Source organism: Blautia sp. AM29-29 (genome assembly GCF_003480555.1).
In the GTDB taxonomy this organism is placed as follows: Bacteria; Bacillota; Clostridia; order Lachnospirales; family Lachnospiraceae; genus Fusicatenibacter; species Fusicatenibacter saccharivorans.
Genome location: NZ_QUJD01000012.1, coordinates 92804 through 107161 on the forward strand (window position 1 = coordinate 92804; position 14358 = coordinate 107161).

The 14358-nt window shown below is 39.7% G+C and carries 5 protein-coding genes; 1 reads left to right on the plus strand and 4 read right to left on the minus strand.

Annotated features, from left to right (window positions below):
• Positions 1-92: 92 nt before the first annotated feature.
• From DW769_RS10340 to DW769_RS10355, 4 genes are all read right to left on the minus strand, one after another.
• Positions 93-8975 carry a Cna B-type domain-containing protein gene (locus tag DW769_RS10340; protein ID WP_118750348.1) on the minus strand — a complete coding sequence of 2961 codons (8883 nt, stop codon included), beginning with the start codon at positions 8973-8975 and terminating at the stop codon, positions 93-95.
• A 9-nt stretch (positions 8976-8984) separates the two neighbouring features.
• Complete coding sequence (locus DW769_RS10345; RefSeq protein WP_118750349.1) at positions 8985-10451, minus strand: Rrf2 family transcriptional regulator; 1467 nt, start codon at positions 10449-10451, stop codon at positions 8985-8987.
• A 274-nt stretch (positions 10452-10725) separates the two neighbouring features.
• Positions 10726-12384: a PucR family transcriptional regulator gene (locus DW769_RS10350; RefSeq protein ID WP_117814234.1), complete on the minus strand. Its 1659-nt coding sequence runs from the start codon at positions 12382-12384 to the stop codon at positions 10726-10728.
• 298 nt (positions 12385-12682) lie between these two features.
• The gene (locus DW769_RS10355; RefSeq protein ID WP_242998507.1) at positions 12683-13558 is read right to left on the minus strand and encodes a tyrosine-type recombinase/integrase; all 876 of its coding nucleotides are present in this window, start codon (positions 13556-13558) and stop codon (positions 12683-12685) included.
• A gap of 217 nt (positions 13559-13775) precedes the next feature.
• Between DW769_RS10355 and DW769_RS10360 the strand changes: the two genes are divergently transcribed.
• Complete coding sequence (locus tag DW769_RS10360; protein WP_117805382.1) at positions 13776-14138, plus strand: helix-turn-helix domain-containing protein; 363 nt, start codon at positions 13776-13778, stop codon at positions 14136-14138.
• The last annotated feature ends 220 nt before the right edge of the window (positions 14139-14358 follow it).

The window sequence follows — 14358 nt, forward strand, 5'->3', positions numbered from 1 at the left end:
ATTTTTTAGTGGTTCGCTGGGGATTCTTTCAGCTTTTACGGTGGAAGATCCCCACGCAACCATACCTCTCTCATGACTCTGCTCCTCCTTTCCTACATCGTTTGTTTCCGTTTCCTTCTGCGTCCGGTATAAAGCAGGAACGCTAACAACAAACCACCTGCTACGATGAACATCATGATGCCTTTTCCGCCAGTGTCCGGAAGAAGTGCAAAATGTCGGTTGATAATCGTGAAGGTAAATCCATCATCAGAGCTTTTTATTGTAGTTGTATATCCGTTTATTTCCGTTTCCGTAACAGAATATTCATAATAATGCGTTTTGTCAGCATCATCTTTTATGTAGGCTGGAAGAGTTTCAATCACTTTCTGCCATGTAGATTTTGAAATATCACCTTTTATTTCATAGTTTTCATATCCCGGCACAACTTCTGTTTGTTTTGTTCCTTCCGCATCCGTCCAGCTTCTGGAAATTGTGACCGTAATAGAGTCTGGTCTGAGATTGTCCATATTTCGGAAATCTTTCCAGACTTTGTTTATCGTCAGGTTTACATTCTCATCACATGGATCCTGCGTATCAGACGGTTCCGGTGATGTGCTGTCACCTGTATTGACTGTCGTTTTGGCATCTGACATCAGAACAGCTTTTGCATCTGATATATATGCATTCAGATCTGCTGTTTCAGAAGAATCTTTTGTTGCCATAACTGCATTCTGCAAGGTGTTATACTCATCTACCTGCACGACATGTTTTATCGAGAAGATACTCCATCCATTTTCCTGACTGAACGTATCTGTCAGAAGTTTAGAATTCTTTTTGATCTCATCAAAACTAATCGCCGGTTTTCGGTAGATACGATAATTGTTATTCTCGCCTTCTACACCTGCTTTTGTATTAAAGTCATATGCAGAGTCCAGATCACTTTTTCCGCTGAATGGTCCCACCAGCTTAGATGTTCCACGGACCACATCGCAGTAATACATATTGTTATTCTTCAGCAGTCCTTCATCGTTGTATCCAACAAAACCTCCGCTTCGTCCATCATTTGCAGAACCATCCGCATCATTTCCTGCTCCGCCTGCATAGACATCATATCCTGTACTAATTCCATACACACTGCTGTCCGTGATCTTTGTCCTGTTTGCCTTGATCAGATTGATACTGATATTAGACTTTACATCATTATCTTTTGTTATGATTCCATCTTTATCACAAGGAAGCTTGATGGATGAATCTCCGATCTTGATGATTGCAAGATCTGTCTGCTGATTATTTTCTGTCGACTTTTTAGACAGCCCGACAGAAATGTCCAGTCCCAGCAGATTCACATGGAGAAGATTTCCCTCATACAGTGCATCAACCTTCACAATTCCAAGATTGATATGCAAAAGGTTGGAATCCTGGATCTTATCCAGATATAACGCCTGTACAAGCTGATTCAGAACTACGAGCAACGCATCCACCACTGTGGAATCCAGTTTTACATCCGCTAGATAGGCAAAGCTTGTTCTTCCTGCGAAGCCACCAGCTGTTCCACCGGATTCTACCAGTTTCAGGCTGTTTTCCTGATTTTGAGCATCTCCTGCATTACAGCCTGACATTCTGGCAAGATTTGCGTAGCCGATAAATCCTCCCGCAATCTGCTCATCTCCGCCTTTACTCTGAACGGTATAACCTCCAGGTATGCCTGTCACACTGCTGTCATCAATGTGGGAACCGAAAATATCCAGAACGCCGAGGGCACCGCCCAGGAGCTGTCCTGCATTATCTCCCAGCACATCCAGCTTCTCCATTTTTACAACTCCGCTTTTTCCGGAGTATCCTACAAAACCGCCGACGCTGTTTAGTCCAGTTACATAATTTAATCCCATTACGCTGCTGTTTTTGACAGAGCCATTTAACAGGGAACCGCCAAATCCTCCAGCCGTTCCGCTATATGTTACTTCATTATTTTGGCCTGATTTTGTCGCTGTGTTAGCACTGACGCCAAGCCCTGCATCTGGACTTCCTGTGACATTTCCGTAATATACATAACTTCGGAACGCATCCAACACATCGGTTTTTCCAAGTTTTAAAAGATACTGTAATACCGAGGTCTCATTACCTGCACTAATGTTTGCGGCACCGGAAACATCCGCAATACCGAAGCATCCACCGGCATATTCACCGGCTACTACGGAACGAATCTTGTCTGCACAGATTCCGCTTCCCGGCGTATCCTTCTCGCCGAGGACCGCTCCGCAGAGACTTCCTGCAAATCCTCCTGCTGCTTTTGCGTACCCGGTATTGCTTCCATTTTGATAGGTTCCGTTTACGATCACGCCCCAGTCATCCCAGGCTGACACAGATGCACAGCGGATGGTAGAAACAGTAGCATTCAGAACCTTAATCAGTTCTGCCGGAGCATTTACCATAAGAACATCCAGAAGCTTATTCAAAAGTCCCTGCTTTGTAGCTGTATCAATAGCTGCCACACTACCTGGATCTACTTTTCCAGCAAAACCGCCTACATAGGAAGTTCCATCTACACGCCTTAAATTTGTGATACTGCAAGAGGTATTTTCATCTCCCCAGATCTGACCGCCGATCATTCTTCCCACATAGCCTCCGACAAATCCTGCCAGGTCTTTGTCTGCAATACCGGTTGCTTTGATCCTTGCTCCGGAACGATATCCGTCCACATGGGACTGTTTTACAACCGGCACAAAGGTTTTTAATGCCGCCAGACCGTCTGCACCGATAATCTTAAGACCTGCCAGTGAAACGTCACCTGTGTTTGCCACAGAACCGGTAAGCATCTCACCCGCAAATCCACCGCTGCTTCTGAAGGCTTCCACTGACTGAAGATCTGTTGCAGTTCCATTTGTCACGGTACCGCCTTCCATACGGCCTACATAGCCTCCGGCAGAACCGCCCTGTGTTGCTTTACTTGCCAGAATGCTCCTTCCTGCTGTGACTGCGTATCCATATGCATACTGAGAAATGATCTCATTTAACTGTTCTTGATCATTGACTTCACCAAGTGCCTGTAATTTATTACCGTAACTTCCATAAGAACCGACAGCACCAACCCATTTGTTCCAGGTATCCGTATCCAGTCCACGAAGCGGTCCATAAACAGCTGTATTCTTTTCTGTCGGATACACCGCCTGAAGAAGCGTCAGCGGATTATCTAGTTTGACAAGACCAAATAAAACCTTCAGACTTCCTGTATCTGCAACATTCGCACACCGCATCAGTCCTGTATAACCTCCGGCATATTCCGTTCCATATACGGAACGGATACGATAGGCCGCACATTCTCTTACGGTTCCTGTATATGCAGCGCCTTTCCAGTTATCCGTATTGTTTCCCCAGATCTGACCGCCATAGTTGTAACCTGCATATCCTCCTGCAAGTCCACGGTAAATGCTGTCATCACTTTCAGCCTGAGCCCTCACAGCACCTCCACAAGGTACACAGGTTGTTTCACTGTTTTTGATCACAGGAACAAATGCCTGTAAAACGCCAAGAAGATTATCTGCCTTGATCAGTCCTCCAAGAGCACTTAATCCATCTACCACATCTGCCGCACTCCCCGGCTCCATGGTTCCAACATATCCACCGGCACTTTCACGCCCTATGATATGTGCAAAATTATAAGAATTACTATTCTGAATCTGAACTCCAAGAAGTTCTCCTGCATATCCACCGGCTTTTCCGGTATCACCATCTCCATCTGTTGCAAGAACATTAAATCCGCCTGTTGCTCCGTAAACATCTGAGCTGTCTATGATAGATGCAACTACGGTCAACGCTGATAACAGATTTGAGGCAGAAAGTACCTTATCCAGAACGCTTGCACCTCCGATAGCCGCCGTACTTCCCATAGCAGCTTTCCCAATATAGCCGCCGGCATAACGATAACCATTTACCGCATATGCACTGTCGCTTCCGTAATAACTGCTACCATCTTCCTGCTGCAGATTCTTTGGCTCACTGACACCTGTATGCTGCAATTTATTTACATCGGAATTGCTGATCTGTACACCAGTTCCGCATCCGATAAAGCCTCCGGCACTTCCGGTATCCGCATCGTTGGTGCTGTCTTTTTCAAGAGTACCTGTAACGGTAACAGTAAACCCTTTTTCTACAGAATTAACACTGGCATTACTGATCACCGGAACAAAAGCATTGACCAGGGATAGTAATCCTGTCAGATCAACCAGTTTTGTAAGAATTGATGATTTAGCTCCAATCTCTGCAACTGCTCCAGCTTTTACAAGACCTCCGAACCCTCCGGCATAACGAAGGCCTTCTACTTTCAGAAGATTTTCTACTGCCGTTCCTTTTCCGGAATCAACAGCATTTGCTGAATTATCTACATGACCGCTCTGCATCTCTCCAACGAAGCCACCTGCATAGCCTTCTGCGTTTTCAAATCCGCTGTCAGCCGTAACTGTCAAACCATCTGCGGTACCAGCAACTTTGCAATTCGTAATTTTGCTGGATGCCGCCTGAAGGACACTTGCCAGCTCTTTCAGACTCAGGATCTTACCAAGGACACTATTCAAAAGATCTCCTGTGGCATCTCCTGCCTCCGCTGCACTTCCGGAGCGCATAATTCCGATATAGCCACCGGCATGATATGGTGCTGTGACTTCTTTTACATTGGTCACATCAGAATTCTTAACCATGACTGCTTTTCCATTACCGATATAACCCCCGGCATCTCCAAGAGCCACATCATCATTTTTTCCGGATGCTGTTACAACTAAGCTGTCTCCCTCAATAGAAGAGTCGGAAATTCTCGGATAAGCCACATCCATAACACTGAGAAGCTGATTTACATTTAAGAGGCCCAGTAACTTAATAGAACCTGTCTGTGCCACATCACCAGGCATCAGCCTTCCTGCAAAACCACCGGCATAGCTGGTTCCCTTTATATAAGAGAGTCCGGTAATATTTGTTGTTGCAATCGCACCAGCCTCACCTTCGGTTGTTCCATCCTCACTATTCGTGTCTGCTTTGAATCCGGAATTGTTGTTTCCATAGTTGATATCTACTGCCTGTCCGTCTCCCACAAAGCCGCCCGCCATATCAGCGGATACCTGAGGGTCAGAACCATTCGAAACATAGGCAATAGAAGTATTATTGAACTCCGGTCTCAGGGCACTGACAACTCCAAGCAGATTCTCTAATTCAATTCCTGTCAGTTTTGATGTAGTGGAATCTCCAGCACTTAATGCATCTCCGGCTTTAGCAAAACCTGCAAAGCCTCCGGCTTTTCCTGATGTTGCAGATGCAGTAACAGTTTTCAGGTTGCTGATCTTAGTGTCCCTTGCTCGTCCACTAATGCATTCTCCAATAAAGCCACCACTATAACCTTTCTCATTGCCAGTAGACACACTATATCCTGACGAAACACCTGAAACAGTGCTGTCAACTGTAAACGTCTCAATCATCTGCCCTACAGAAAGAAGGCTGTCAATTTTCAAAAGCGGTAATCCAAGAAGTTTAATACCACCAACATTAGCAAGAGTACCACTTCCGAAATATCCGGCAAATCCTCCTGCACACTTTCCAGCCGTTACAGAATTCAGATTTGTGACGGATGTTTTCCTTACTTCTCCACCTGTTCCATAACCGATAGCACCTCCGGCACGACCATTCTCCTGATTTGACGCAGTAACTGTAAGTCCCAAAGAGCCTCCGTTTACGGAACAATCTTTACATTCAAAACGCATGTAGTCTGCTGCTGTAACTGTTCCGCCAAGGACATCACTGACACTGGTCATTTTAGCGTAACCTAAGATTCCTCCAGCATTCTCTGTTGCTGAAACAGACATGCTTTCTGATGCAGTAATACTATTAGAATGCTCATTAAAACTGTAAGAAATACTGTTTTTTGCAAGCATACGATTCAAAGCTTTTGTAGTTGATTTTGAACCATCTGCAAGTTCTGAAGTATTAGAAACCTGAACAGCTCCGGCATATCCTACAAGTCCGCCGGCATATTTGCCACTGGCATCTAAGGATATCGTACTTCCGTCAATGGTACATCCGCTTATAACAGAAGGGCGAAGTCCCACCAGGTTCAAAATATCCATATCCGTAATATTACCGTTCAACAAACCTGTAAGAAGTTTTTTCACAAGATCAAGAAGACCTTTATTTTCATCAATAGATGTAACAGCACCAAGGGTTGCTAAGCCGGCAAATCCTCCGGTATAATCTTTTCCGGACACTGTACCAAGAGAAGAAATACTGCAGTCCACGGCATAACTGTTACGCATTTCTCCTATAAATCCACCTGCATAACCACTTTCCTTACCAGAGCTTCCTGTCGCAGATACATTTGCACTGCCATTAATGCTACATCCAAGCATTACTGTATTGACCGGGAAATCAGCTATTTGGATTCCCAGATGATCCAGTGCACCTGCAACAACTGCATTGGAAGCACGACCAATAAATCCTCCTGAGTAATCTGTACCATTAACACTCTCAGTACCATTAACTGAACATCCAGTCATTACAGCACCTATTGTTTCACCAGCAAATCCACCTGTATAATTCTGCCCAGATATCGTATCATTGCCAGATACTGAACAATTGCTGAACACCGGATTCACATAGCCAATTGGAATCAGGTTTCCAACACTTAGAACGCCTCCATTCAAAAGCGTTGTAATCAGATCCCCAAGACCTAATACTGGAATCAAGTTTAATAAAGTACTAAGTGCGTCCGTTACTCCTTTAAGCACTCCTGAAAGGGCTTCATATTTTGTAATACCTGAAATGTACCCGACAAAACCACCTGTCCAGCTGTTTGCATTAGACACTCCTGATAATCCTTCTACATGACAGTCTGATATTTGTACGTTTCCTTTTACAACACCGGCAAAAGCTCCTGTTGAAAAAGATTTTGGATCCTTTTCCAACCCACTTGATAATCCCAGGATTTTTAAAACTCCGGTCAACACTACACCAAGCAAACTAAAATCTTTTTTAATAGAATTCGTTGTCGTTGATACAGAAACTCCTGATAAGGTAAGATTTTTTACGACAACCTGTTTTGATGAAATCTGTAATGAACTGTCATATGGGGTCGATAAACTTCTGAAAAATCCAACACCATATTCCGTGTCCGAGCTATTTCCATTTGAATAAGCACTCTGATTAATTGCTGTGTCCTGTACAATCTTTACGTTACTGATTTTGACATTAGCACCTTCTGTCATTCCCTTGCGGCCTTCCATATTTCCCTGGAAGTTCTTTATAGGAGTCCAGTTATCATCTTTCCCATTAGAATTTGTCCCTTCTTTGGAAAGATCAATATCACGAAAGATAATATAATTCGCATCCTTACTGTATTTATATCCAGATCCTGCAATATTGGTATTGCTATGTTTTGACGTATCATAAGTAAGTACATAAGTTTTATTCTCATCAACTGTTATACTTTCCGAATCTATATCATCAGTAAAACCACTTTCATCCCCACTGCTTGTAAAAGCTTCTGCATCATCACTTCCTGTCTCAGCTGCTTCCTCGCTATCTGACGGAATCATATCAATCAAATCACTGTCATTTACAGTTTCATCTGCTTCAACGGATGCCGCTTCGGAATCACTGGCAGTACTTTCTGTTGCAGTTACTGTCATATCGGCTGACTCCTGAATCGTACTACTTACATACACATAACACTGTGTAGCTTTTGTACCAGCTATATCCCAAGATTGATTATCCAAATATTCTGTATCATTCAGCTTATGAGCACCGTTTTTATTAGCATACAATTCCTTTCCGGACCAATTATATGTATCATTAAACTTTACAATATCCGCATCACCCGGATAATACAGTTCCGTTTTGTATTCTGATGTATCCGCTGCCGGTTTCCAGTCTGTATATCCCCCCAGTATTCCCTCATTTTTCTCTCTTGTTTCATATACTCGCCAGATTGGTTCTGTCACATCCGCATCTGTTCCGATTGCCCGGAGCTGTGTTTCATTTCCAATCAGAATATAATTTTTATCACCGATCTTTTTTACCACCTGACCGAAATAATTTCTTCCTTCATAATCAGATGGATAAGCGCTAGTAATATCCTTAGTTGTCTCCTCTGTCCCAGCCTTATTTGCAAGAAGCTCCGGTGTTTCTGTTGTAAATGAAGAAGCAAGCACATAATTATGTGTTTTACTATAAGTAAGATAGGTACCATCTTCCAGTGTAAAAACCTGTCCCATTCCAACTTTTTCAGCAATATAATCCTCGCTCATTACAGGTTCGCTGTCTGAAGATTCCCCTTTCATCAATTCAAGCTGGTATCGGTTATACACATAAATCGTATCAGTCACTGAATCATATACTGTGTTGCCCGTGCGCTCTGATGATGAAGTGATGCTACCTGTAAAATCTGATGGGAAGTTCCAGACATTTTCATTATCTATTGGAATATCATTCATCAAACAATAGGAAGCGTCTGATGCATAGGTAAGTTCTGCACCATCTGCAAGAACCTTATCCCCTTCACCAACATTTCCATCTTTGTCTCCGGAAAACATCTGTGTTCCTGTACCGATTTGCAGAAGTTGCTGGTAATTGTAGATACATATTTTTCCATCTTCATAATCTGGATTTGCTTCTTCCAAAGTATCTGAGGTGTTTTCATCCTCGATAATTGTTTCTTCTCCATCTGTAAATCCTTGATCTTCAGAATTACCAAATTTCTCTGTTACTTCAGTACTAATATCTGTATTTTGCTCTGATTCTCCTTCAAAAGAATCAGGAATATCACTTTCCGTGATATCAGATATTTCAGATGTATCACTGTCGAAACCATCCTGTTCCGATATATCTGTAATTTCACTATTGGTCTGCACATTCATTCTTTCTGAATCTTCAGCATTCGCAACTACGACTTGCGAAGATAATAATGTAACGCACAGAACAACTGCTGTAATTCGTCTTAAAACACTCAATTTCTTGTTCACAAAATCGCCTCAAATCTTCTGTCGTGCTTGACTTTTTGTTACTTTTAACCACTCTGGCTGCTTTGCTGCCTCCTGAAAGCATTGCATCAGCTGATTTGAAAACGCTCCACATTCACCATTTGAAATCATCTGGATTGCCTCTTCCGGTTCATATTTTCTTTTGTATGGGCGATCATTGATCAATGCATCGTAAGCATCCACAATCCCAACGACCTGTGCACACATTGGAATTGCATTCCCTTTCAAACCGTCCGGATATCCTGAACCATCATATCTTTCATGGTGATGTCTGCATATTTCATAGCTATACTGGTTCAGCTTTTCCGTTGTTATCCCTTCTGGGAATCTCTGGGTCATCGCTGCACCTACTAATGGATGTTGCTTTACTACATTCATTTCTTCATCCGTCAATTTTCCATTTTTATTTAAAATTTCAATTGGTACTTTTATCTTTCCAATATCATGAATCGGTGCCAAATGAGCTACTGACGCAATTTCTTCATCCGTAATCCCGTATTCTGGATATTTTTTCTGCAATTGAAGATATACCTGTTTCGTATAGAAACTGATGTCATCTTGGTACCCTACTTCAACTAAATGATTATGATTCAATACAGTAGTTAAAAGTGATACCATATCCCAATACTGCTTTGCCATATCTTGTTCTTTTTTTATGAGTTCCCGTTCCATCTTTATAACTGTGTTCTGGACAATCTTCTCATTATGTAAGGTAATAATTGCAGTATTCTCATTTGCATCTATATATTTTTTTGCTTCCATCCAAACATATGCATTCTTATCTTTTCCAGTAATTCTGCGATACGGAAGATCTTTTTCCTCACATCCATCAACTAGTCTTTCTTCTAATCCTTCACTTGATAAGAAGTCATGAACCATTTTTTTGTCAGAAGCATACACGTATCTTTCTACATATTGGCTTATGAACTCTTCATAGCTTTCTGTTTTTCTTACTTTCTCGTACACTTCACGGATATGTGAATACACACACTCGTAGCTTTTTTCCTTTAAGTTCAGTTTTAATACAACATAAAATCGTCCAAAATATTCATCTTCTCCAGGGCGAATAACGTCTGAAACCTTTACACTCTCTAATTTATTATTGTATGTATTCTGCAAACTCAACAATATTTTATGTATCTTGCAGGTATCTTCTAAATTTCTGGAACAAAATCGATCTTCTTCCAAACAACGATTAATTGCCATTGTTTCCTCTACGCACGATATAATATCCATTAAAGAAATGTTCTCCGGTTGTTTTGCCAGCATATAGCCACCATTTGTACCTTCACAGGCAGTGACTATTTTTGCATTTTTCAGTTTTTTCGCTATTTTAGGAACATAATTAGCAGAAACATTTAGCTTCCGTGATAATTCTGATGTAGATACCATCCGTTCCTGTGCTGCTAAGTAACACACAATTCTAATTGCGTAATCTGTTGAATTTTTTAGTTGCATCGTTATCCCTCTAATCTAAACCCTGCAAGGTCTTAGTTTGTATCAAAAAAATACTATCCTCTGTAGCAGTGATTCTTTTCCTGAAATATTTTCTCATCAGTTTCCCAATTATACAGATTGAAACCGGTTAATATAATGTACAATCAATGAAAATATTTATCCGTTTTTTTGTAAAATCTGTTCCATTGTATCGATATTCTCCATTAATATCTTTTTATGAACTTCGTTCAAAAAAAAAAGAAACCATGCCTCAACACGATTTCTCTTTCTTTTTCTATTCTATTTCTTTTAACATTTTATAAATAATCAGACCATTACTGACTGCCAGCACTTCATTTGCATTGTCAAAATTAATTCCAGAAATTTGTTTTATTTTTTCAAGTCTGTAAGATATCGTTCTATAATGAACAAACATTGCACCTGCAGTTTTCTTGATGCTTTGATTATTTCTAAGATACATCTGCAAGGTTGTAATCAATTCTCCCTTATGTTCATCATCATATAAATATAATTTCTTTAATGTTTCCGGAATGCATCTTTCCAATTCCGTCATATCATCAACTTTGCCGAATATCTGGAAAAATCCGAGGTTCGAATAATGTACTACTGACTTATTCTTATCACCAGTCACCAGGCGGATAATCTCAATATACTTGATAGCCTGACTTGCTTCGTAATAAGATTCTTTCAATCGTTGATACCCTTCCACACTTTTTCCTATACCAATCTGAAAGTCTGTATCTTTCTTTCTATAAAGGATGCTTCGCTGGATAACCTCCTCTATTTCTTCCATCTCTTTCTGATATTCCAGTTCTGTCTGATTGGAATCTACCTGTTGAATCATAACAATCTGATCCATATTTCTGTAAATAAGCGCATCCGGCAAAAGATGCATCAATTCACCCTCGATAACACCTACTTCGTGAAGCTGTTCTTTTGTATATTTTCTTTGTACATTTTTTGTGATGGTATGAAAATCAACAACCCTGTAAGTATCGCTTTCTTTCATTCCGAGCTGTGCTGCCGCTTCAGTCATTTCTTTCGAACTCAGTAATCCATTCAGAATATTATGGATAATATCTCTCTGATACTTCTTTTTCACTTCATCCTGTGCAAATTCACTCAAAAATTCATACTGCAAGTTAATAATCGCATTCTCGATTGCCATATAATCAAGTTCTATCAGTTCTCTATTTTCTTCTGTTATTGTTATATATATATCCACCTCACTCAATATGGCAAATTTCACTATATATTGAACACAGCTTCCTTTCATCTGCTTCATATATTGAAATTTCGTAATAATATTGGGTTTATATGGCTGAATTTCATCTGACAATATTAACTTGGAGTTGTCCAAGTTTGTTGAAACCATACAATTAAGATTACCATAATACAATACAACAGGATTCTCGATCATGATGCTTAAAAATTTGATAATATCACTTGCTGTATTGCTTGATCCATTATTTTTTAAAATAAACGTATTAAAATTATCATGTGTAATTTTAAAATACTTTAAGCGTGCAGTGTCTTTATCGAATACCTGCATCATAACATGACGGATAATTCCCCAGTAATATAAATCTCCTGGAATTTCTACCAGAGGAATTTCATATTTTTTGCAGTGTTTTTCTAATAAACTCAATCTGCGTCCTGTAGGATCATATTCTTTTTTTTTCTTTACAATGAATCCACTTATATCACTTTTAACTAAATCTTCAAAATGCTGCTCTACTTCTCGATCACTGCATGATAAATATACCTGAAGACTGGTTATGAGTATTTCACCACCCGTCAGGTATCGCTCCATATCTTCAATTTCGATTATTCGAATGCCTTTCACTTCCAAATCTAGACCTTTTTCACCGCAAAGCAGCTTCATTTTTGGAAATTGTTCTGATTCAAGTAATTTTCTTACAGTATATCCCATCGTTACTCCTTATCCATTGCCAAATCAATACAACATAATATCTGTTATGTTGTACAGTGCCTCTATTAACCTGTTCTACCCTATTTCTGCAAGTCATTCATTTCCTCTAAAAGATAACTTTAAGCAATAAAAATAATAAAGATTATAGCCAATTTACCAAGAGCGGTACTTAAATAGGGCACAGCTACCAAAAAATCAGAAAGGAACTATGTAATATGAACAGCATAACAGATAGCAGGGTGTTATTTAACATTATATCGTACGAAACTTAATCTGTCCATAAACAACATAACAGATATTATGTTGTACATTCCAATATTTCCTGTTCGACAATCTTATCCAGCTTCTTTTGGAACACTGTTTCTGTAGTTGCTGTATATATTCTCGTTACATTGATACTGCTATGTCCAAGTAAATCAGCAAGACCTGTAATATCTTTTGTCACTTTATAATAAATTCTTGCAAATAGATGTCGAAAATTATGCGGGAATATTTTTGATTCTGCTACTCCTGCCTTTTCTTTTAATCGTTTCATTTCTCTCCAAATATTACTTCTGTCTTTTAACTTCCCATTTTTCGTGACAAATATCCAACCTTCTGCTATTTGGTTATTATGGCAATAGGAAAGAAGTTTCCTTTGCAATACCTTCGGCAAAAAAATCCTTCTATACTTTCCTTTATTATAAATCTCTATCTTTCCAGATTTTACACGCTCCACTGTAAAAAATTTTATTTCGCTAATCCGAATTCCTGTACATGCTATTGTTTCAATACACAATGCAAGCTGTTCTTTTCCTTCTGCCATAGCTGTTGCAATCAATTTCCTGCATTCTTTTTCTGTCAATTCTTTCTGATCCTGTAAAAAAGGCTGCTTCTGCACTTTTATTCTTTTCACTTTCAGCTTTCCTACATTCAAAAATTCCAGGAACTGATTCAAGGCGGCAAGCATTGAATTAACACTATTGACAGCATATTTTTGAGCAAGCCATTCTTTATATTGCAACAATACTTTTTTATTGATCCGCTTATCATCTGCCAAAAAAGATAAAAACTTTTTTATATCTGCCATATATTTATTGATTGTTGCTTTTGCATTTTCTTTCTGGTATAGATAATCTGCAAATTTTTCTATCTCACTTTCTGATAGCTCTATTGAAAAATCCATCTGTTCCATAATCATAGTCCTCCTGAGAATTCATTTTCTTTCATTATAGCTGTTCGCTTTTTCGTATTCCCATACACTACTTTTTCTACTTGTTATGCATCCAAGATTTTTCAATATTTATCTCCGATTATATATCGTATTGTTGATTTTAGTCAACAGTAGACGCTTATTTTTATCATCTATTGTGGATATAATTTAACAATACGAGAGGAGATGTCTTATACTAATGTCGGATAGCGAATTATGTTTACAGGAAATCGGAAAAAGAATTATGGATCGTCGAAAAAAGCTGGGACTCACTCAAGAAGCACTTGCAGAAAAAGGGGAAGTCACTACCCAGTTTGTTTCTTATGCTGAATCAGGGAAGCGAGCAATGAGGCCTGAAAATCTGCTAAAAATCTCCTCTGCTTTAGAAGTAAGTGCCGATTATTTACTCACTGGTGAAATTATAGATAAGGATCTGTTGATTCTTTCAGATAAGCTCCGCCGACTCACGCCTTCACAGGTACGCACAGTTGAAGCTATTATAGATGAATGTAACAACCTTTTTAATCAGAAAGAAATTACCCTTCTCTCTCAAAAAAGGTAAGTGCAAAATAATTCGACGGATTGTGTTGCCCTAAAAAATATCCCATAATAATCAATAGAGAATGCAAGCATTTTACTTCATCTTTTCTTGCTAGAAATGATAGGTGCGAGCATTTTACTCTATTCAAGTTATGGAGGTGTGCTCATGAAAAGCAAAAGAATACCTGTCGAAGAACAATACCGTCTCATCATGGAATGCCGTCAAAGTGGATTGACAGATC

What these genes read in the sequence shown, in the direction of transcription:
- DW769_RS10345 (WP_118750349.1), bottom strand. Translation starts at nt 10,451, where the DNA reads ATGCAACTAAAAAATTCAACAGATTACGCAATTAGAATTGTGTGTTAC.
- DW769_RS10350 (WP_117814234.1), bottom strand. Translation starts at nt 12,384, where the DNA reads ATGGGATATACTGTAAGAAAATTACTTGAATCAGAACAATTTCCAAAA.
- DW769_RS10355 (WP_242998507.1), bottom strand. Translation starts at nt 13,558, where the DNA reads ATGGAACAGATGGATTTTTCAATAGAGCTATCAGAAAGTGAGATAGAA.
- DW769_RS10360 (WP_117805382.1), top strand. Translation starts at nt 13,776, where the DNA reads ATGTCGGATAGCGAATTATGTTTACAGGAAATCGGAAAAAGAATTATG.